The sequence below is a fragment of the Rhizobium sp. 01T417 genome (genome assembly GCF_056398905.1).
This window is the reverse complement of sequence record NZ_JBFTQH010000032.1, coordinates 1-21587: the sequence shown is the minus strand read 5'-3', so window position 1 is coordinate 21587 and position 21587 is coordinate 1. Positions and strand designations below refer to the sequence as shown.

13 protein-coding genes and 1 pseudogene are annotated in these 21587 nt (G+C 60.4%); 9 read left to right on the top strand and 5 right to left on the bottom strand.

Annotation, left to right across the window (positions count from 1 at the left end; translation table 11 throughout):
- Window positions 1–45: 45 nt before the first annotated feature.
- The 6 genes from AC1DPR_RS24270 to AC1DPR_RS24245 all read left to right on the top strand — a co-directional run bounded on the left by AC1DPR_RS24270 (window position 46) and on the right by AC1DPR_RS24245 (window position 15875).
- Window positions 46–1128 (top strand): hypothetical protein, encoded by a 1083-nt coding sequence (locus AC1DPR_RS24270; RefSeq protein ID WP_477817284.1) that lies wholly within the window; start codon window positions 46–48, stop codon window positions 1126–1128.
- Window positions 1110–8624 carry a peroxidase family protein gene (locus tag AC1DPR_RS24265; protein WP_477817283.1) on the top strand — a complete coding sequence of 2505 codons (7515 nt, stop codon included), beginning with the start codon at window positions 1110–1112 and terminating at the stop codon, window positions 8622–8624. The genes AC1DPR_RS24270 and AC1DPR_RS24265 overlap by 19 nt, the downstream gene beginning before the upstream one ends.
- 118 nt (window positions 8625–8742) lie before the next feature.
- Window positions 8743–10488: a type I secretion system permease/ATPase gene (locus AC1DPR_RS24260; protein ID WP_477817282.1), complete on the top strand. Its 1746-nt coding sequence runs from the start codon at window positions 8743–8745 to the stop codon at window positions 10486–10488.
- 47 nt (window positions 10489–10535) lie between these two features.
- Window positions 10536–13394, top strand: a complete 2859-nt coding sequence (locus tag AC1DPR_RS24255) for a cadherin-like domain-containing protein (protein ID WP_477817281.1) — start codon at window positions 10536–10538, stop codon at window positions 13392–13394.
- Between the two features lie 159 nt (window positions 13395–13553).
- Complete coding sequence (locus tag AC1DPR_RS24250; RefSeq protein ID WP_477817280.1) at window positions 13554–14885, top strand: HlyD family type I secretion periplasmic adaptor subunit; 1332 nt, start codon at window positions 13554–13556, stop codon at window positions 14883–14885.
- A 306-nt stretch (window positions 14886–15191) separates the two neighbouring features.
- Window positions 15192–15875, top strand: coding sequence for a response regulator (locus AC1DPR_RS24245; protein ID WP_477817279.1), 684 nt, complete (start codon window positions 15192–15194; stop codon window positions 15873–15875).
- Between the two features lie 25 nt (window positions 15876–15900).
- Here AC1DPR_RS24245 and AC1DPR_RS24240 read toward each other — a convergent pair whose 3' ends face one another.
- From AC1DPR_RS24240 to AC1DPR_RS24230, 3 genes are all read right to left on the bottom strand, one after another.
- Complete coding sequence (locus tag AC1DPR_RS24240; RefSeq protein ID WP_477817278.1) at window positions 15901–16644, bottom strand: phosphatase PAP2 family protein; 744 nt, start codon at window positions 16642–16644, stop codon at window positions 15901–15903.
- A gap of 111 nt (window positions 16645–16755) precedes the next feature.
- Complete coding sequence (locus tag AC1DPR_RS24235) at window positions 16756–17532, bottom strand: COG4705 family protein (protein ID WP_477817277.1); 777 nt, start codon at window positions 17530–17532, stop codon at window positions 16756–16758.
- Window positions 17533–17544: 12 nt separating this feature from the next.
- Window positions 17545–17808 (bottom strand): hypothetical protein, encoded by a 264-nt coding sequence (locus AC1DPR_RS24230; RefSeq protein ID WP_477817276.1) that lies wholly within the window; start codon window positions 17806–17808, stop codon window positions 17545–17547.
- A 206-nt stretch (window positions 17809–18014) separates the two neighbouring features.
- On the opposite strand from AC1DPR_RS24230, the gene AC1DPR_RS24225 reads away from it, so the two are divergent.
- From AC1DPR_RS24225 to AC1DPR_RS24215, 3 genes are all read left to right on the top strand, one after another.
- Window positions 18015–18692 carry a winged helix-turn-helix domain-containing protein gene (locus tag AC1DPR_RS24225; protein ID WP_025659625.1) on the top strand — a complete coding sequence of 226 codons (678 nt, stop codon included), beginning with the start codon at window positions 18015–18017 and terminating at the stop codon, window positions 18690–18692.
- On the top strand, window positions 18679–20031 hold the full coding sequence (locus tag AC1DPR_RS24220) for a HAMP domain-containing sensor histidine kinase (protein ID WP_477817275.1): 1353 nt from the start codon (window positions 18679–18681) through the stop codon (window positions 20029–20031). The genes AC1DPR_RS24225 and AC1DPR_RS24220 overlap by 14 nt, the downstream gene beginning before the upstream one ends.
- A gap of 71 nt (window positions 20032–20102) precedes the next feature.
- Window positions 20103–20666: a dual specificity protein phosphatase family protein gene (locus AC1DPR_RS24215; protein ID WP_477817274.1), complete on the top strand. Its 564-nt coding sequence runs from the start codon at window positions 20103–20105 to the stop codon at window positions 20664–20666.
- 283 nt (window positions 20667–20949) lie between these two features.
- Here AC1DPR_RS24215 and AC1DPR_RS24210 read toward each other — a convergent pair whose 3' ends face one another.
- Window positions 20950–21423 (bottom strand): hypothetical protein, encoded by a 474-nt coding sequence (locus AC1DPR_RS24210; RefSeq protein ID WP_477817273.1) that lies wholly within the window; start codon window positions 21421–21423, stop codon window positions 20950–20952.
- A pseudogene (locus AC1DPR_RS24205) lies at window positions 21420–21587 on the bottom strand (Na/Pi cotransporter family protein); the annotation flags it as partial. The gene AC1DPR_RS24210 and the pseudogene AC1DPR_RS24205, both read right to left, overlap by 4 nt.

Sequence of the window (21587 nt, the reverse complement as noted above, 5' to 3'; positions counted from 1 at the left end):
TCATGAAGCAATCCCGGATCACGGGCTGATTTCTTGGAGGGACCTATGGCTACCAGCTTCACCGTCAACAAAGCCGACCTTGAATTCATACTCAAGCAGATCAGGATCGCAGAAGCGACCTCCCTTGGGTACACGCCTGAGGTCGCACCCGTCAGCATCCTTCAGGCAATCATGGAAGCGTATGGCCTATCGGCCAGCGACGCCGCGATCGCTCCCTACGGTCTTCGTACCGTCGATGGCACCTTCAACAGCCTCGTCCCGGGCCAAGACAAGTTCGGCGCCGCGGACACACTCTTTCCGCGGTTGACCGACCCAGTCTATCGAAATGAAGGCGACGAAACGCCCTTCAACGGGATCTCCAATACGGATTACGCTTCGACCGGAAATGTCGTGGATTCCGACCCGCGCATCATTTCCAACCTGGTCGTCGACATGTCGATCAACAATCCGGGGGCGATCGCCGCTTATCTTAGCAATCCACTTTCGCTAGAGCAGTTCGAAACGGACCACCCTGGCATGACGCCGGTTGCACCGGCGGATATTGCCACTCCAGCATTGTTGGACGCATGGGTTACTGCGCATCCGGGTCTTACTCCGCTCGCGCTCTCTGATGCCGACCTCCAGGTCGTCCCCAACCAGTCGCCGGACATCGGACTGTCGCCCGGCTTCAATTCCTGGATGACTTTCTTCGGTCAATTCTTCGACCACGGCCTCGATCTCGTTACTAAGGGCGGTAACGGCACGGTGTATGTTCCCCTTCAGCCCGACGATCCCCTGATTGCCGGCGCTGATGGTCAGTTCGGAACCGCCGATGACCTGCCTGCGCAGTTGCGGTTCATGGCACTAACGCGCGCAACGCCCAAAACCGTCGACGGCGTGACGGGCCAGGAGAATACGACGACTTCGTTCGTCGACCAGAACCAGACCTATACCTCGCATGCGTCCCACCAGGTCTTCCTGCGCGAGTATATCAAATTGGACATTGACGGAGCCGGCGGTAATGGGCCGGTCGCAGTCTCGACCGGCAAACTGCTGGACGGCACCGCTGCGAGCGGCTCGGTCGCTGGCGCGATCGGCAACTGGCGGAGGTCAAGGCGCAGGCGCTCGAAATGCTTGGAATCCGTTTGACCGATTTCGACGTGCACAATGTGCCACTGCTTGCCACTGATCAGTACGGCAAATTCTTGGCAGGCCCGAATGGGTACGCTCAGTTGGTCATGAAGGCGGATGCCGCTCACGGCAATCTGCCCTGGCTGAAGGAAGGGACAGCCGCAGGGATCACTACAGAGGGCGCGGAACTCACTGGTCACGCCTTCCTGAACGATATTGCACACCACGCGACGCCCGGGTTCATCGACACCAACCATGATGGAATACAGAATAACGGAGAGGTCAGCCAGGTTGCCGATTCAGACCCGGGTGTCGGCGATGATCATCTCGCCAATACCTACGACGACGAAATGCTCGATGCACATTTCGTCACTGGCGATGGTCGCGGCAATGAGAACATCGCCCTCACAACCGTTCACTCCATCTTCCATTCCGAGCACAATCGTCTCGTCGAGGTGAATAAGGCGACCATCCTTGCGAGCGGCGATGTCGCGTTCCTGAACGAGTGGCTGCTCGTGGATCAGCCGGGAACTTTGACGGCGGCTCAAGTCGCAGCTCTCGATCCCGCAAGCCTTACATGGGATGGCGAGAGGCTGTTCCAAGCCGCGCGCTTTGGGACGGAAATGCAATACCAGCACTTGGTGTTTGAAGAATTCGCGCGGCGGATTCAGCCTATGGTCGATCCTTTCATTTTCAACAGCAACCCCGACGTCGATCCCTCGATCGTTGCCGAGTTCGCCCATACTGTCTATCGCTTCGGGCATTCGATGCTAACCGGCACGGTCGATCGGCTCGACAATAATCTGGAGTTGCTCAACGGTGACTTGAGCCAGAAGACGCTGCTTGCCGTCTTCCTCAATCCACAGGCCTATGTAGGCAGCGGCGCGTCACTGGATGAAATCAACGCAAACATTATCCGCGGCCTGTCACGCGACGTTGGCAATGCGATCGACGAATTCATCGTCACTGACGTGCGCAGCAACCTGCTCGGCTTGCCGCTTGATCTCGCTGTCCTGAACCTGTCGCGCGGCCGCGAGACAGGCATCCCTTCACTCAATCAGGCGCGAGCACAGCTCTACAACGACACTGGCCTTGCTGACCTCAAGCCCTATGCGAGTTGGGCCGATTTCGCGTTGAATATCAAGAACGCCGCCTCAGTGGTCAACTTCATTGCGGCATACGGCACTCATTCAACAATTACTTCTGCAACGACCTTGGCAGGGAAACGAGCGGCAGCCGAAGCCTTGGTCTTTGGAACCGGTAACGTAGACAACCGACTTGATTTTCTAAATGGCACCGGCGCCTACGCTACCGACCTCGGTGGACTTAATCTGGTCGATCTTTGGATCGGTGGACTGGCGGAGAAGAGCCCCGAATTCGGTGGCATGCTTGGCACGACCTTCAACTATGTCTTCGAATTCCAGATGGAGTCGCTGCAGTTCGGCGACCGGATGTACTATCTAACGCGCACACAGGGGCTCAACTTCCTCAACCAACTTGAGCCCAACACGTTCTCTGATCTTGTGATGCGCAACACCGAGCTTGGTGACAAATATTCGACGCACCTGAACGGCGCGCTGTTCACAACGCCCGATCACATCATCGAACTCGATCGTGGCATCGCCCAGGAAGACTACGATCAGCGGGCCGACAATCCCGCCACGTCTGAAATCGAAGGGGCCGGCCGTGATCCCCATTGGGATGGCTCCAACCCTGTCGTCGAGGCGATCCTCGGTCCGAAGGTCGTGCGCGACTACACCGGCAGCACTATCGCTGACGGAACTCACGATGTGGGTGGCTACCTCCGAGTCCTGGGCGGCGAACACTATGTGCTTGGCGGCACCGAGGGCAACGACACCATCATCGGCGATAGCGGCATCGACACCCTCTGGGGCGATGGCGGCAACGACTATCTGAACGGCATGACGGAATCGGACGATGTCTTCGGCGGCGAAGGCGACGACATCATCGAGGATCCCTTCGGTGACGACGTGCTGCGCGGCAATCAGGGTAATGACGTCATCACCAGCGCGCGCGGCGCGGACCTCATGTTTGGCGACTCCGGCACCGACTACATCGTCCTTGGGCAAGACGCCAGCGAGGTCTTCGCCGGCACTGAAAACGACTTCGTTCTCGGCGGCGCCGGAAAGGACTTCCTGCTTGGCAACGAAGGCGACGACTGGATCGAGGGAGGATCTGGTTTCGACACCATCGCCGGCGACAATTCGGAACTATTCTTCAACAGCCCGATCAAAGGCCACGATGTTTTGTTCGGGCACGGCGACGAGACCGACTACGATGCGGAATCGGGGGACGACATCATGGGTTCAGGCCCGAGCGTCTATCGCTATGAGGGCATGTTCGGCTTCGACTGGGGCATTGCTAAAAACGACATCGCAGGTGTGAAATTCGACCTGCAGATTCCCATTTTCACAACGATACCCGAGGATGTTCTTCGCGACCGTTTCGACCAAGTGGAAGCGCTTTCCGGCTGGAAATATGGCGACATCCTCGATGGCGATGACCGCGGGCATAGTGGCGGCTCCTCGAGTCCAGACTCCACCCCTGTCGAACTGTTCGTCGACCACACGCTCGACAGCGCGGGCATCGACCGGATTAACGGCCTCCGTCACCTGCTCGGCCTCGACGGGGTTGCGAATGCCAGCTTCAAGAACGGCAACGTACTGATTGGCGGCGACGGGAACGACTTCATCCGCGGTCGCGGCGGCTTCGACATCATCGACGGCGACGCCTGGCTGAACGTCCGCATCAAAATCGTCATCCCGAGTGGCTCAAACGCCGGCACTTATTCGGCGGAATCGATGACCACCGATACGACGGTGATGGGTCCAAACGCCGGCAAGGTCTTCAACGTCTATACCGCTGCGGACCAGGCAGCCGATCCCGCGCACATCGCCGGAGCACCGAACTTTGCAAGCATCGCATTCGGTGGCGCTTCGCTGACGTCGCTGCTGCTCGACCGAACCATCAATCCAAGCCACATGAGCATCGTCCGTGAAATCCTCTACGACGATACCAATGTCACGGGGCCGGACAAGAATATCGATACGGCCGTATTCCAGGGCGGCGATCTGGAGTACCAGATCGAAGGCACCCGCATCATTTATGACGCCACAACAGGCGAAGCTCTACGACGTGTAAACGACACCGGTCCGGAATCTGCCCCGCTGAATATTCGGGACACCAACGGTGATGGCTTCATCACAGTGCGCGACCTTGACGACGGTACGGTTGCCGCCCCAGGCCGTGTCGGAGGCCTCACGGTCAGCCGCGGCGCATTGACGGACGACACAGACAAGCTGGTCAACATCGAGCGCCTTCAATTCGCCGACAAGACGTTGACCGTTGGTACCTCGGCAGCCAACAGCTTAGCAACGGGTACCGTGACAATTTCGGACCCGACCCCGTTCGACCATGATGGCGACCCTTCAACACCGGGCGTCGTCAGCCCGATCGTCGGCCAGGTTCTGACGGCCACGCTATCCAACTTTGCAGATCTCGACGGCATCCCTCTGGACGCCAATGGCATGCCGGTCGGCCTGACGTTCGAATGGCAGACGACTGAGGCTGGGAATGACGGCGGCTGGTCAACGATCAGTACGGGATTGACCTACACCGTGCGACCCGTCGACCCAGCGCACGTGTTGCGCGCCGTCGCGGTGTTCAAGGACAGCAAGGGCGTCACCGAACGGATTGCTTCGATGCAGACCGACAACGTCACTGCGCCGTTCTCGGTCAACGAAAACACCGCGTCGAATACCGTAATCGCGCCCATCCCGTTCAGCCTTGACTACGATCCGCTCGGCTTTGGCGGCACCGGGGTGACAGATGGAGATGTCGTTCAGCTCACACACGTCATCTCGCCCGGAAACGATGCTGGCGGCCGCTTCACGATCGTCAACACCGGAACGGCAGCCAACCCCGTTTACCAGCTCGCGGTCGCCAACGGCGGTCCCGTGATGCTTAACTACGAGGCTCCGGTTCATACGCCGGCAAACCAGTCGCACCAGTTTGTTGACAACCAGTATCAGATCGTCATCGACACCTATACCGATACGGTTGCCAACGGCGGCGTGTTGATGGCCCAGCGCCAGTTCACCATTCTCCTCAACGATGTGACCGGCGAGGTTTTGGACGTCGCGCCTGTCCTGGACCTCCAGGGCGTCGTCTCAACTACCAGCGGCAACTATCGGGAGGAATTTGGAACCAGCAGTTACACAGGTTCAGATACCGCCAACGCGACCGTGCCTTGGACAACCAGCTGGACGGAAGGCGGCGACAACGGAAGCGCGACTTCAGGCGAGATTGATATCGCTGGGGGCCAGCTCACCTTCGACGGCAACCTTGATGGAGGTGAGACCCTAACACGTGCGGTTGATCTGACTGGCCGGACCACCGCTACCCTCACCTTCAACTATACCGATGATAACACTGGCAATGGCGAGAACATCATTGTCGAGGCCTGGAATGGCAGCGCTTGGCAGCAGATTGGCCAGACACTGGGCGGCACGACCAATGATGGTGCAGGCACTTTCACAGCATCGTTGACGCCGGCCCGAATCGGAGCTCATTCCCAAATACGCTTCCGCGTGGAGGGTGACTGGGAGACAACGGGCGGGTCAGGAAACAACGGCGACAACTTCTTCATCGACAACGTCAACATCGCCTTTACGACCACCACATCTACCCCGACGGCACCGAACGACTACACCGCAACCTTCACCGAGAATGGTGCAGCGGTCGCCATTGCCGCCAACCCGGCTATTGCTGACACCGACAACGCTACGTTGATGGGTGCCACGATCAAACTAAAGAACGCACAAGCGGGCGATACGCTGTCGATACAGGGGACGTTGCCGACCGGCATGTCCGTCGTGTTCGGGCCCGCCGTGGCTGGTGTCATCACGGCGTACCTTACGGCCAACGGTCCGATATCAAAGGCCAATCTACAAATGGCCATCGGCCAGGTCCGGTTCGCCAACACTGGCGACAACCCGAACCCAACTGCCGCCGCGACGCCGCGCATCATCGAAGTGACGGTCAATGACGGCGAGCTTGAAAGCGTTGTCGCTACCGCTACCGTGAACGTGACCGCGGTCGACGATCCTTTCGCTGCCTCGCCGGATCGCATCGTAACAAATATCGCGAATGCCAACTTCATAGTTCCGGAATGGGTGCTCCTGGCCAACGACGGCGATCCCGACACGCCTGTGACACCCGATATCACCGCGGTCACCGAAAACTCATCCGGCTTCACCGCAACGCTCGTGCCGACCGGCGTCCAAATCAACGACCAGGATGGGAATAACAACTCGTTCGCCTACACCGCCAATGCCGGGGCCACAGCGAATGTCGCAGTTGTTCGTGACGCCCAGGGAACGATAAGCGGCGGCGTCGGCAGTGACATTTTGCTTGGCAATGGTTCTGACAGCACCTTCGACGGTGATCTCGGCAATGACTTCATCTTCGCCGGTGCAGGCAACGACAACATCGTCTGGAACGCGAATGCGAATGGCGCAACCGATGGCCGTGACTACATCGATGGTGGCAACAGCAACATCAATCTGGCTGCGACGGGATCAGTCGTCGTCACGGGCGCAGGTGGCACAACTGCCAACCGTCTCAGCTTCAATGAAAATACGGATGGTACTGAGACGATCTCCCGCGCGGTCAACCTGGCCGGGTCTGCGTCGGCAACCCTATCGTTCATCTGGCGTGTGGACGATGTTGACGCCGGTGAAAACGTCTTGGTTCAGGCCTTCAACGGAACGACCTGGGATACCATTGGCACACTCGACGGCAACGCAACCGAGGATACCGACTTCAACTTCTCTGTCGCTCTCACCGCTTCACAGATTGGCGCGCACTCAGCAATACGCTTTGTCTCGCCCAACCTCGGTGCCGGCGAGAACATCTACATCGACAATGTCAACATACTGACGCCGACAGGCAGTTTCCGTGACGAGTTTGGCGCGCAAGCCTACAACAATTCGAATGGCTCGCGAGCATGGACGACGACCTGGTCGGAAACGAACGACCTGGCAGAGTCCGACACCGTTACCATCAACGGCAACAACTCTGTCGAAGACTTCAAGGTCTATGCCAGAGCCAACGCTATCGCCGCCGGCTTCACCGACCTCAAGACCGACACCGAGATCGTTATCACCCGCAATGGAGTTGTGATCGCCGAGCTCGATAATGTCGAGGAAATCATCATCAACACCGCAGGTGGCGTCGATACGGTTACGGCAATCGGCAACTTCAATCCGACGAGCCTTGCGTTCAACACCATCACCATTAACTCTGAGGGTGACGAAACGATTGATATCTCGGGTCTCGAATCCGAGCACCGCATCCACGTTCGCTCCAATGGCGGCAACATCAACGTTATCGGCGGCGCGCGTCCTCAGGATACCTTTGAAACCACCGGCACGGTTACCCATGACGGTGAACCATCTGATGATGACGACACACCGGACACCTCAACGCCGACAGACGACGATGACGACACGTCATCGGGCGGCGACAACAACAACGGCGGTTCCTCTTCTGGCGGGGACGACGACGATGATGACGGCACGACGCCGTTGCCGGTAGCGGCACGGACATTGATCGGGACGGCGGCTGCGGATGTCCTGGTGGGTGCCGGTGGTGCCGATACGATCCTTGGTGGTGGTGCCGGAGATATCGTCTCTGGCGATGCCGGCAATGACACGCTCAAGGGTGAGGATGGTGACGACTTGGTGACGGCCGGCGACGGCGACGACGGCGTCACCGGCGGTGCCGGCGATGACGAGCTGCATGGCGGGTCGGGCGACGACATGCTGTTTGGCAATTCCGGTCGCGACATGATCCATGGCGAGGGCGGCAACGACTTCATCGAGGGAGGCGCCGGTGAGGATCAGATCTGGGCCGGTGCCGGCAACGACACGGTGATCGCTTCGGCCGGCGACGGCGACGACCAGTACTGGGGCGGCGATGGCAACGACACGCTGGACTATGCGGTGGCGACGGCGAACCTGACGGTAGACCTCGGCAACGGCTTCATGCAGCGCGGCCAGGTGTCTGGGGGCATGACCGGGACGGATGTGGCCTACGGCTTCGAGAACGTCGTCACCGGCTCCGGCCACGACACGATCACGGCCACGGCCGCGGTCAACATCATGGACGGCGGGCTTGGCAACGACACCTTCCGCTTCCTGTCGGCAGGGGCTGCCAACGGCGACTCGATCCACGGCTTCCAGCCAGGCGACAAGATCGATTTTGCGGCGATCGATGCCAATACCGGGGCGGCGGGCGCGCAGCACTTCTCGCTGGCATCGGGTGGTTCGCTGACGGCGGCCGGCCAGGTTGTGGTCACGCATGAGGTGCTTGATGGCAACGAGTTCACTGTCATCCACGGCAATGTCGACAGCAACACCGATGCCGACTTCGTGCTGATGCTGAAGGGCAACTACAACCTGACGGCCAGCGACTTCAACGGCGTCTCCTGACGGGACGAGCGCGCCTCCCCGACCGGGTCATCCCCGGTCGGGGGCTTTGTTGTTCAATGCGCAGGATCCGATGCCTGGGTGATGGCCAGTATCCGCGCCGCTGATGTGGGGGCATGCGATGACGAAGAAGAAGAGCGAGCCGCAGTACAAGGTCACGGGATTGCGCGGCATCCTTGTCTATCTGTTCGGACTGTCCGGGATCATCAACATCCTGGCGCTGACCGGCGCCTTCTACATGCTGCAGATCTACGATCGGGCGCTGACCAGCGGCTCGATCTCGACGCTTGTGGCGTTGTCGATCCTGGCGATCAGCCTGTATCTCTTCCAGGGGATGTTCGACATCATCCGCTCGCAGATCCTGATCCGGCTCGGCGCCCGGCTGGATGCCGAACTTGCGCCGATCGCCCACAAGGTGGTGATCGAGATGCCACGCTACGGCTACTCGACGTCGGAGGCGATGGAGCGCGGCCGCGACGTCGACACGCTGCGCGGCTTCCTGTCGAGCCAAGGACCGGTGGCGCTGTTCGACCTTCCGTGGATGCCGATCTACCTGGTGTTCGTGTGGCTGCTACACCCGATGCTGGGGGTGCTGACGGTCGGCGGCGCGGTGGTGCTGACGATGCTGACCATCGTTGCCGAGCTTTTGACCCGGCGGCATTCGCAATCGATGATCAAGGCCTCGGTGGCGCGCAACTCGGTGGCGGACTCGAACGCCCGCAACAGCGACATCATGCATGCGATGGGGATCACCGGACGGGCCGTCGAGCGCTTCGAGAAGGCCAATCGCCGCCACCTTGACTGTCAGACGAAGACGTCTGACATCGGCGGCACGCTGTCGGGGCTGTCGAAGGTGCTGCGCATGATGCTGCAGTCGGCGATCCTCGGCATGGGCGCCTATCTGGCGATCCGCGGCGACCTGTCGTCGGGCTCGATCATCGCCTCGTCGATCGTCACGGCCCGGGCGCTGGCCCCCGTCGACCTGGCGATCGCCCAGTGGAAGGGCGTCGTTGGTGCGCGCCGCAGCCATCATCGGCTGAACGAGACGCTGGCGGTGCTGAACGACAAGAGCGGGTATGTCGAGCTGCCGGCCCCGCACGAGAGCCTGACGGTCGACAACATCACGACGGTGGCGCCGACGAGTGGCGCGGTTCTGCTCAGCGAGGTGAACTTCACGCTGAAGGCCGGCCAGGCGCTAGGTCTGATCGGCCCATCGGGTGGTGGCAAGACGACGCTGGCGCGCTCGATCCTCGGCATCTGGCCGGTGCTGCGCGGCTCGGTCCGGGTCGACGGGGCCGACCTCAGCCAGTGGAACGAAGCCTTCTTCGGCGAGCATGTCGGGTACCTGCCGCAGGACGTGGCGCTTATGGAGGGGACGATTGCCGAGAACATCTCGCGCTTTGCCGAGACGCCGGATGCGCGCAAGATCATCCGTGCGGCCAAGGCCGCCGACATCCACGAGATGGTCGTGCACCTGCGCGACGGCTACCAGACGGAACTTGGGCCTCACGGCACGGCGCTGTCGGCCGGCCAGCGCCAGCGCATCGGCCTGGCGCGGGCGCTTTACGGCGATCCCTTCCTGGTGGTGCTCGACGAGCCGAACTCCAATCTCGACGCCGAAGGCGAGGAAGCGCTGACCAACGCGATCGCCAAGGTGCGCGAGCGCGGCGGCATCGTCATCATCGTCGCCCATCGCCCGAGCGCGCTTTCCGCCGTCGACATGGTCGGGCTGGTGCAGAACGGCCGGCTTGCCGCCTTCGGACCGAAGGATGAGATCATCCAGCCCGCCGCCAAGCGTCCGCTGGTTGTCGGCAAGACGCCGCCGGCCGCCGGTCGCGACCGGATTGCCAACGCTGCCGCCGAATAGCGGCCGGCAATGACAAGTGGGGGAATGAGCAGGGATAGGAGAGCGTCATGGACGAAAGACTGATCCTCGGACTGCCCGACGATGGCCAGGCGGCCGTTGCTCCGGCCAACCGGTACCGGCTTGCCGCCGAGAAGGGCGTCGACCGTCGGATCTACTCGCTGCCTTTGCTGTTCGGGGTGCTCGGCGCCGTGCTTGGCAGTGGCCGGCAGGCTGAGCCGACTGCGCAGGAACAGAAGGCGGCCGGCCCGCAGCCGGCGGAAGCGCCTCCGGTTGCCGCCGAGACCAACCTTGCGGCGATCGAGGATGTCGCGGCCTTCCTGCGCGACATGACCGACGAGCTGATGGCGAGCACGGCGGGCGTTGCGCGCAAGCGCCATGTCGCCTCGGTGCGGCTGAGCTTCGAGGATATGCCGCTGCCGCGCAATCCGAACCTTGCCGACACGGTGATGCGGGCCTTCAATGCCAACGACAACGAGGGCCGCGTCGGCATCAATGGCGAGAGCTTCCGCTTTCCCGAGACCGGCCGCGCCCGCAGCGGTGGCGGCCATGGCGGTGGCCGCGGCTCAGATCGTGGCGGCGGCGAGGCTCCGACGGAGAGCCGTGGCGGCACGCCGGGCGGTCATGGCGGCCTGGACGGCCCGGAGGGCGGCGATGACGATGACGACGAGACCCGTGCCAACCGGCTGCCAGTGTCGCTCGGCCGCAACGTTCTGACCAACGGCATGGTCAACCTGTCGACGCTGATCTTCCTCGACGATCTCTTAGCAAAGACGTCCGATCCGGATGGCGATCAACTGAGCGTGCGCAATCTGCAAGCCTCGAGCGGCGAGATCACCGCCTATGGCGACGGCGTCTGGCTCTATACTCCGGCGCGCGGGGTGAGCGGCCCTGTGACCTTCACCTACCATGTGAGCGACGGCAAGGGCAGCATCGTCACGCAGTCGACGATGTCGCTCCTGAAGGCGCCGCCGCACGAGATTAGCGGCACCGACGACGACGACCGGCTGCTCGGCACGCCCGAGGACGACATCATCTCGTTGAAGGATGGCGACGACTTCGTCTATGCCCGCGAGGGGCGCGACGTGGTGTTTGCAGGTTCCGGCAACGACACCGTCTTCGGCGGCGACGGCCAGGACCTGATCTATGGCGAGGCCGGCAACGACCGGCTGTTCGGTGGTGCCGGCAACGACGTGCTGTTCGGCGGCGATGGCGACGACGATCTCTTCGGCGACGAGGACAATGACAGCCTGATGGGCGAGGCCGGCAACGACCGTCTGTTCGGCGGCGCCGGCAACGATCACCTGATGGGGGATGCCGGCAACGATCAGCTCTCCGGCGAGGCCGGCGACGACGTTCTGGAAGGCGACGACGGCAATGACGTGCTGACGGGCGGGCTCGGCAAGGACGTGGCGCTTGGCGGCGCCGGCGACGACAGCTTCAGGGTCGGGCTCCTCAGCGAGGACCTGCGCCAGGAAGCGGCAGCCTCCACGGGCACGTCGACCTCCACTCCCACCTCCGACGGCGACGACACCTATGTCGGCGGCGAGGGCTGCGACACCTACAACGCCAGCGAGGCGACGGCGGCCGTCAATGTCGACCTTGCAGCCGGTACCGCCACCGGCACCGACATCGGCAGCGACAGCCTGTCCGAGATCGAGAACGTCACCGGCACCGCCAATGACGACACGATCTGCGGCGACGCTTACGACAACCATCTGGAGGGCGGCGCCGGTGACGACCAGATGAGCGGCGGGGCCGGCGACGATACGGTGCTTGGCGGGGACGGCGATGATGATTTGAGTGGCTGCTCAGGAGATGATGAAGTGCGCGGTGGCGCTGGCGATGATTCCCTGAGCGGCGGCGACGGAGACGACGTAGTATCGGGCGGGGATGATGACGATGTTATAATCGTCCACACCAGACCGAGCGGCGTCATCAATCCTCGCGATGACGATGATGACATCTACGATCACGACGACGATGGCGATGACGACTACGAGGGCGGTGATGGAGACGACACGCTCGACCTGTCGGCGCTGGTCCAGGCGGTGATCGCCGACATCGAGGCCGGGTATGCCGAGGGCGAGGAGATCGGCCGCGACACGATCCGCGGCTTCGAGACGATCCGCGGCGGGTCGGGTGACGACCGCTTCTCCGGCGGCAGCGCCACCGACATTCTTTATGGCGGGGGTGGCGACGATCAGGTGGCCGGACGCAGCGGCGACGACCACCTGATCGGAGGCGACGGCGACGACCGGCTCGACGGTGGCAGCGGCCACGACGTCTTCATCGTGCTCGCGCGCACTGACAACAACGGCAGTGACGACAGCAACGACCGGATGGACGGCGGCAGCGGCAGTGACTGCTACGACGCGTCCTCCACCGTGCTCGGCGTCGTCATCGATCTCGAGGCCGGTGTGGCCTCGGGCGCCGAGATTGGCGATGACGGTCTCCTCGATGTCGAGAATGCCAGCGGCGGCTCCGGCGACGACACGCTCGTCGCTTCGGCCATGGTCAACGTGCTGGTCGGTGGCGAGGGCAGCGACATCTTCGTCTTCCAGTCGGTCGTCAGCCTTGAGAATGGCGGCAGCGGCTGCGACGAGATCGTCGACTTCGGCGTTGGTGACCGGCTCGATCTCTCCGCGCTTGGCCAGTACGGTACCCTCACCTTCGCCGGCCTGCAGATGGATGGCGACGCGCTGCAGATCGGCTCGATCACCTTCTACTACGAGGCCTTCGGCGACGACACCCGCACCATCGTGCGCACGGTCGTCGACCTCGAGCATGACGACGACCTGCAGATCCTGTTGCGCGGCCATCACGAGCTGACCGCGCAGGACTTCATCCTGGCCGCCATCGATCCCAGCCAGGTGACGATCGATAGCCATCCGATGGGACAGGCGTGACGCCTATCCGCGGGGGCCGCCTTCGGCCCCTCCCCCGGGGAGGCCTTCTTAACCTCTCCCGACAATGCCAGAAAGACCATGCCGGAAAGAGCATGACGACAAGTGACAGCGGATCTCGACGACACGGACAATGCCACAAGATTTCAGGGGAACACGGCAATGATCACCACCACCAACGACAAGAACAGTGACAAGATGAAGGGCGACAAGGACAAGGCTCGCCACAACGCCCGGCAGTTCGGCATCTCTTCGCGCATCGTCGTCTCCTCGATCCTGGCCGGTACGCTGGTCTTCGGCGTCGGCGGCTGGGCGGCCCAGGCGAAGCTGTCGGGTGCCGTCATCACCCATGGCCAGGTGACCGTCTCCGAGCAGGTCAAGACCATCCAGCACCGTGACGGCGGCATCATCGCCGAGATCCGCGTCGACAACGGCACCGCCGTCAGGAAGGGCGATGTCCTCATCGTCCTCGACGACACCCAGACCCGCGTCGAGCTGTCGATCGTCAAGGCGCAGCTGCAGCAGCTGACCGCCGCCCATGCCAGGCTGGTGGCCGAGCGCGATGCGGCCGACGGCGTCGGCTTCGAGGCGCTCCACCTCTCCTCTTCGGTGGTGGCGGGCGAGACCAAGCTGTTTGAGGAAAACCGCCGCATGGTCGCCAACCAGAAGGAGCAGCTGCGGCTGCAGATCGTCCAGCTCGACGAGCAGGTGCGCGGCTTCGAGGCGCAGAGCCGCTCCAACGACAGCGAGGCCGAGATCGTCGAGCAGGAGCTTGCCAAGACCGAGAAGCTGCTTGCCAACAAGCTGGTGCCGATCTCGCAGAAGCGCGACCTGTTGCGCCAGCGGGCCCGCATCGAAGGCAGCCGCGGCGAGCTCATCGCCCGCGTCGCCGAAGCCGAGGGCGAGATCAGCGAGCTCAACATGAAGCTGATCTCCATCGACCAGACCACCCGCAAGGAGGCGCAGACCGAGATCGTCAGCCTGGTGGCCAAGATCGCCGAGCTCAACGAGCGCGAGATCGCCGCCCGCGACCGCCTCACCCGCATGGAAGTGCGCGCTCCCGTCGACGGCTTCGTCTATGACCTGCAGGTCCACACCATCGGCGGCATCATCACCTCAGGCGCCACCGTCATGTCCGTCGTGCCGAAGAGCGGCGACCTCACCGTCGAAGTCCGCATCCCCCCCGTCGACATCGACCGTGTCGCCCCCGGACAGCCAGCCCGCATGCGCTTCACCGCCTTCAACCAGCGCACCACGCCCGAACTCCACGGCAAGGTCGAGGTCGTCGCCGCCGCAACCACGCAGGACCGCGCAACCGGACAGCCCTACTACCTCGCATCGCTCTCCCTTGCCGACAAGAATCTCCTCAAGGACAACAAACTCATCCCCGGAATGCCCGTCGAGGTCTTCGTCCAGACCGAAGAACGAACCGCAATGTCGTACATCCTCAAACCATTCACCGACCAAATGATGAAGGCGTTCAGGGAGGAGTGATTAGCGATCGCGGGCACCCGGACCTTTAGCCCGCGTGCGGGACCTACGCCGGACGCACCCCTAAACGGCCCAGGTCCGTTTCCACGCCCGCGGTTCTACCGCCTGCCTGCTCAGTCTTTTCGGGCATCCGGGCGGAGAGGTAGGCGGCAAGGTAATCCGATAAAAGAAAAAAGATCATAGTTGCTGCAATCTTCATTCGCACCAAACATCAATAATTGCTTTCGCGCCGCATGCTTTACTTCTTTCGTACGATCTTCAAAAAGACGCAGCGTTGGGCTAGAGTTTCTTTCAAAACTCGAGGGCGCGATGGGTATTTCAGTGGCTTTTGTCGACGACCATCCGTTACTACTTGAAGGATTGGTCAGTCTTTATTCCAAGCGCAGTGGTATTGATGTTGTCGGTAAGGGTGAGAACGCTGTCGACGCGTTGAAGCTCGTTGAAGAGTTCAACCCCAACGTTGTCGTTGTAGACCTGAGCCTCCCCGGCAACGCAATTTCAGCGATTAAGATTATACTCCAGCGGTACCCGAAGACACGCGTCATTGCATTCACCGCCAGCACGAGTGTGGAGTTGGCAATACACGTTCTCAGTTTGGGAGTTTCCGGCTACGTGCTCAAAGGCAGCACGTCGTCTGACTTGCTTGAAGCAATTCAAACGGCGCATGCCGGCGGCACCTTTATTACTCCTGGATTCGCAACCACAGTCATAATGTCGATGAAAGCAGATGCCCTACGGAGAAAAAAAGAAACACAGCGACAGCTGAGCATCCGTGAGGAGCAAATTGTCGGTTACCTGATGCGCGGCAGCTCTAATCGCGAGATAGCCAACTGTCTAAAGATCAGCGAGAAGACCGTGAAATACTACATGACGGCTCTCATGCAGAAGCTCCAGGCGAAAAATCGACTTGAGGTTGTTTTGGCAGCTCAACAGCGAAACTTAGGTCATGAAGCCGACTTGCCCGCAGCTCATTGGCATGGGACAGGACTTTAAAGTTTGCGAGGCGATAGGCCAATGTTCAACGGTCAGACCGTGCGAGCATCTCATGTAGGCGAGCTTCGGCGACTAGCAAGCCCATGAAGAGTATGATTGCCAACAGCCAGCCAAGCAACGCATCAGACGCGTAGTGTGCACCCACTGCGACACGCAGCCCCGCCATTGTCAAAGAGGTCGCAACCAGCGGCGGTCCGACCCAAATTCGCATTCGGGCGGGGAACAGGAAGAGAAGACAGAGCAGCCACCCGGCCCCCGAGGCCTCGCCAGAGACGAACGAACAGTTCTTTGCACATTCGCCAACGAACGTCCCGGCGGCAGTAAAATCGAAGGGGCCGCCGAAGAGATTCGTCTGCACCGGCCGCGGCCTGCCCGAATAGGATTTCAGAAGCCCGTTTACAATTAGTCCCGGTCCTACGCATAGGCTTATCAGTGCCACCAGCAGCCTACCCATTGGAAGATGCCTGCGTAAGTCCCTAGAAAAAACGCCAGCTGCGCCCAAAGCGACAATGAGCGCTGCTGCCGCGTAGGGAAGCATGTACAGCATCTGCCTTACCTGTTCGACGGCCTGCAGTCGACGAAGTGGGAAGTACCCGCAGACAAAATCCGGAAGAGCTGCCTCACAGAGTGGGCCGGTGAAGAAGAATGAGGACACCTCGACGTCAAAGGAAGGATGGAGATAGAACGCGCCTAGCAACGCGAACCATGTGACGATCAGGGCGAGTACCGCCGTGACCGAAGGGGCTGGCGTATAGGTCGACTGGCTCATGTGCGCCATAATCAAATCTCAATGAATGAAGCCTGAGATGGTCGCGTATCCATCATCAGCCTGACAAACACCTGAACCGGCAATCAGGCCGACGATGTGTTGTTGCGACAGTTAACGGGTTGCTTCTGTCGGCTCGCTCGAGCTTTGGGACAGCGTCATATAGATCACGATCGCAACGATCAGCCCGAGGAAGAGCGCGCTGGTATAGATCGTCCCGAAGCCCAACCCGCCGTATTCAAGTGGCTGTGACAGAAGGTCACCCAGAGAGGCACCCAACGGGCGGGTGAATATGTAGGCAAGCCAGAACGCCACGATCGAGTTAAGGCCCGCAACAGCATACGCCACCGCAATAACGCAGATGACCACCATGAAGAGAAAGGCTGTCGTCAGGTAGCCGAAGTCAAACGTTTCCGCGATCAGGTCCCCCGCCGCAGTGCCTAGCGCAAAGGTGAAGAGGATAGCCAGCCAATAGAATGCCTCGCGTCGCGTCGTATAGATCGTGTGGATTGACAAGGTTCGTTCGAACGCAAACCAGACGGCGAACGTCATAGCGAGGGCGATCGAAAATCCGATTGTGGTGGCCTCGAGTGGAACCCCGAAACTATCAACCAGATTGTCGGTGATCAGCGTACCGACCACACTGATCAGCACAACGGCAGCCCAATAACTCGCAGGCACATAGCGCTTCTGCGTGAATTGGATCGCCACGACCGCGACAAGGATCGCCGTCATAATTATCGACGTCACCGTCAGGCCTAGACCGAGGTTCACCGCGAGATAGTCCGCTGCCGTCTCGCCCATCGTTACGGCCATGAGCTTGATCAACCAGAAATCAACGGTGACCTCCGGGACCCGGTTTATGGGGGCAGTCTGTGCCAATGCTTTCATCTGCCCGCTCCTTTACTTACCCATGATCTTCATTGCTTCGGCAAGGAACTTGTCCGAGCGGGTGTCATCGTCGGCATTGCAGCGTTCAACGGCTTTCGTTTCGAGGTCGTCGACCTTTTGAACGTCTGCGTCACTGAGCTTCGCTCCGGCCTTGGCAGCGCGCATATCCTTCAGCATTTCTTCACAGGGAACGGCCGAATGCGCAGGAATGGAGAGAGCGAGGAAGCAAAGCGCAGCGACCCCGTTGAGAACAGCGGCGGCGACAATCGTTTTCATGGTGAGTGTCCTTTGACGATTTTTCCACTGCCCAGAGCGACAGCAGGCGGACACTATGCGGCGCTATATACGGACGCCTTGCCATAACCATACCGTTTCGTAAGGTCGCTGGATCGGTCACGTTACGGATCTGTATAGTTTCCGAAAGATTGTCGAAAGGCCAATGGTTTCAGATAGCGGTCAGGAAACTGTGGCACGCGGATCTCATGCGGATTTTACTTATCGAAGACGATCGCAAGACGGCTGACTTCGTCGCCAAGGGCTTCGGAGAAGTGGGGCATGTTTGCGATGTCATGAAAGACGGGCGAGACGGCCTGTTCCAAGCGCAACGGGAGGAATACGACGTCGTCGTCGTAGATCGCATGCTTCCGGGATTGGACGGTTTGTCGATCGTCCGGTCACTGCGCGCTGCCAAGGTCAGCACTCCTGCCCTCTTTCTCACGTCGGTCGGCGGCGTGGACGATCGGGTCGAAGGGCTGGAAGCGGGTGGCGACGACTATCTGGTGAAGCCGTTCGCCTTTTCGGAGTTGCTCGCCAGGGTCAATGCGCTCTCGCGACGTCCTCCCGTGCAAGAGCAGAAGACGGTCCTAAAGGTGGCCGATCTTGAACTCGACCTGATCCGACGGCAGGCAAGGCGCGCTGGACAGGCTATCGAGCTTCAACCAAGGGAATTCACACTGCTCGAAGTCCTGATGCGAGGAGAAGGTCGCGTGCTCACCAAGACCATGCTTCTCGAAAAGGTCTGGGATTTCCACTTCGATCCCAAGACCAGTGTCGTTGAAACGCACATCAGCCGCCTTCGCGCCAAAATTGACAAGCCGTTTCAAGCGCAGTTGCTGCACACGGTCCGCCATACCGGATATAGCCTGCATGCGCCTAACTAGCCTCCGACGAAGCACGCCGTTTCGCCTGGCGCTATCATTCGCGCTGCTGTTCATCCTGACAGTCGTAGCAACTGGTGGCATCATGTATCACCTGCTTCGCAACGGACTTGACGCCCAGCTCGACACCGCGCTGAACGACACGTTCCAGGTCGTTTCGTCCACCTATGCGCCTGATGACATTGAGGACCTGGTCACGACCCTCGACAGCTACGCAAATCTCAAACCGGCCGACGACGGGGTTTACTCCTTGATTGACGGGTCCGGGAAGAAACTGGCCGGCAATTTCAAGACGCCGATCCTTCCGGCAGGCGTCTTTACTGTGAAATCGGCCGACATCGGCTTGAAGAGCAACACAGTCTATCGCCTGCAGGCGGCCAAGCTGGGAGAGAATACGCTCGTTGTCGGCAGGAGCTTCGCCCAAATGGACGCCATGCTGAGGACCGTGCTCGTCAGCCTCATCTGGGCTGCGATCCTCGCTGTCCTTGCGGCGATTGGCGGGGGCATTTTCCTTGCGAACCGTGCCCAAAGACGCCTGGATGGCGTAACCCGGACGATGCTGGATGTGTCAAACGGGCGGTTGGAAAGCCGGATACCATTGCGAAATGCCGATGACGATCTCGACCATGTCTTCAAGCAGATCAATGACGCACTCAGCCGGCTTTCAGGACTGGTCGAAGGCATGCGCCAGGTTAGCGCGGATATCGCACATGAACTGAAGACCCCGCTCAATCGCCTGCGGCTAACCCTTGAGGAGGCACGTCGAGTACACGAAGAACAAGACGACGTTGCCAGGCTTCTTGATGAGGCCCATGACGAAAGCGATCAGATAAATGCAACGTTTGAAGCGTTGTTGCGCATTTCGCAGATTGAAGCAGGAGCGCGGAGGCTCCGGTTCAACTCGATCGATCTCGGCGAAATTCTCGATCTCATCGAGGATGTCTATGCAGAAGTCGCAGAGGACAATCACCAAAGGCTGATCGTCGAGCCATACCAGCAGACATATGTCAATGGAGACCGCGAACTGCTGATTCAAATGGTCGTAAATCTCGTTGAGAATGCAATTACGCATTGTCCGCCTGACACCGTTATCAGCGTTTCCCTGCGGCGCGAGGGCCAGGCCGCGATTGTCACGGTCGCCGACACTGGTCCAGGCATACCCGCCGCCGAGCGCGACAAGGTATTCCGACGGCTCTACCGTCTCGATAAGAGCCGGACGGCACCGGGCAGTGGTCTGGGTCTCAGCCTTGTGAAGGCGATTGCCGATCTTCATGCGGCCCGCATCGAGATCGAGGACAACGATCCCGGCGTCAAAATTTCGGTCCGGCTCCCGGCGCTCTAGCGGCACCCTTCAGGTCTCTGTCAGCCTCGACTGGCATTTGGCGGCGAGTTCTCAAAACCTGCGGAAAATAAATGCCGAAACGTACTTCGTTGATTTTTGCCTGCGTGTTTGCACTGGGAACGGCGATCGGCGGCTATCCGCTTTATCTTCAACTTGCCGGCAATTTTCACACGGTGATCGAAGGTCAGTTATATCGCTCGGCTCAACCGACTCCTCAGCAATTGGAAAGATATGTCGCCAAACACGGCATCAAATCGATCATCAACTTGCGGTCAAGTGGCGACAAGGGAACATGGTATTCGGCGGAACTGGCGACCGCGGGTAAACTTGGCGTCGTTCACGTCGACTTCCCGATGTCTGCTTCCAAGGTTCTCCCACCCGAGCGGGCCGATCAGCTTGTTGCACTGATGGCAAGCCTTCCGAAGCCCATCCTCATTCATTGCCAAGCGGGCTCCGATCGGACCGGACTTGCGTCCGCCCTGTATTCCAATCGGATTGCCGGACGTGACGAAGAGGCAGCCGAGCGGCAACTCTCGTATTATTTTGGCCATATCGGCATTCCCCGCCTATCCGCTGCTTACGCCATGGATGAGAGCTGGGAAAACCTGGAAGTTCATTTCGGTATACAAGGTTAGGCAAGATTCGACTGTGCCCGAATTGCCAATCAGTCCCCGCCATGTCGACGTGCCATTGTGCCGTCTGCTACACAGGCAGTCGTGATTCTGGGGCACTCGCCACGGATATCGTGAGATTGAGAGGTGATCATGAGCAATTACTGGCCGTACGCCGCTATGATTGGCTTTTGGTTAGCTATTTTCCTCGGCTGGGAAGCCTGGGTGCTTTGGTTTGAGTTGAGAGCACAAACAGGTCCGTTCGGTAGCTATGCTTCCCGGGAGGGCACTCTCGCGTGCAAGTCACTTATCGCACTTGAGGGGTGCGACTGCTCAGGATATGCGGCGACTGCAGTGGCGGGCAGCGGATCGGTGAAATGCCGCCGCTCCTCTCTCCTTTTTGGGCAAGGTGTTCGCCGACCAGAAAACGTATGAAGCCAGCGGCGTCGGCGGGTCGCTTGAAGTAAACTCGCTCGTCGACCAGAGGGCCGTAGGCCTTAAAAAATCGGCCGGAGTTGAAGCACATCGCCAAGGTCGCATGTCGCACCCTCGAACCGTTTATCGACGTTTCGACCACAACCTCGTCGGCCAACTCTCCCTTGACGATGGCGTACAGAAAACTGACTTGCCCGCCGAACGCGGCACGCGCCATCCGTTCCAATTGCAGGAGGTGGGCAGACATCGACACGTTCGCAGGCAGATTTCGGGATATCCAGATTTCGACCGACGAGAGGTCGGCATCATCCCGACGAACCTTCATGTCACCAAACCTCTTGATCATGCAGCACCCTTCAGTCTGCTTTCGATGAGCAGGCCGCTTTCGTCGAGGATGGGGTGGGCGACGGAGACGATGTGGGCGTTGATGCGCTTTAGGTCGCGCAGCATGTCGAGGTGCAGCGAGCTTGTCTGCAGGCTGTCGGCGCGACCGTCGCGCAGGCGCTCCAG

Excerpts from the sequence above, each read along its gene's own strand:
- AC1DPR_RS24270 (WP_477817284.1), top strand. The coding sequence starts at position 46 with ATGGCTACCAGCTTCACCGTCAACAAAGCCGACCTTGAATTCATACTC.
- AC1DPR_RS24265 (WP_477817283.1), top strand. The coding sequence starts at position 1,110 with ATGCTTGGAATCCGTTTGACCGATTTCGACGTGCACAATGTGCCACTG.
- AC1DPR_RS24260 (WP_477817282.1), top strand. The coding sequence starts at position 8,743 with ATGACGAAGAAGAAGAGCGAGCCGCAGTACAAGGTCACGGGATTGCGC.
- AC1DPR_RS24255 (WP_477817281.1), top strand. The coding sequence starts at position 10,536 with ATGGACGAAAGACTGATCCTCGGACTGCCCGACGATGGCCAGGCGGCC.
- AC1DPR_RS24250 (WP_477817280.1), top strand. The coding sequence starts at position 13,554 with ATGATCACCACCACCAACGACAAGAACAGTGACAAGATGAAGGGCGAC.
- AC1DPR_RS24245 (WP_477817279.1), top strand. The coding sequence starts at position 15,192 with ATGGGTATTTCAGTGGCTTTTGTCGACGACCATCCGTTACTACTTGAA.
- AC1DPR_RS24240 (WP_477817278.1), bottom strand. The coding sequence starts at position 16,644 with ATGAGCCAGTCGACCTATACGCCAGCCCCTTCGGTCACGGCGGTACTC.
- AC1DPR_RS24235 (WP_477817277.1), bottom strand. The coding sequence starts at position 17,532 with ATGAAAGCATTGGCACAGACTGCCCCCATAAACCGGGTCCCGGAGGTC.
- AC1DPR_RS24230 (WP_477817276.1), bottom strand. The coding sequence starts at position 17,808 with ATGAAAACGATTGTCGCCGCCGCTGTTCTCAACGGGGTCGCTGCGCTT.
- AC1DPR_RS24225 (WP_025659625.1), top strand. The coding sequence starts at position 18,015 with ATGCGGATTTTACTTATCGAAGACGATCGCAAGACGGCTGACTTCGTC.
- AC1DPR_RS24220 (WP_477817275.1), top strand. The coding sequence starts at position 18,679 with ATGCGCCTAACTAGCCTCCGACGAAGCACGCCGTTTCGCCTGGCGCTA.
- AC1DPR_RS24215 (WP_477817274.1), top strand. The coding sequence starts at position 20,103 with ATGCCGAAACGTACTTCGTTGATTTTTGCCTGCGTGTTTGCACTGGGA.
- AC1DPR_RS24210 (WP_477817273.1), bottom strand. The coding sequence starts at position 21,423 with ATGATCAAGAGGTTTGGTGACATGAAGGTTCGTCGGGATGATGCCGAC.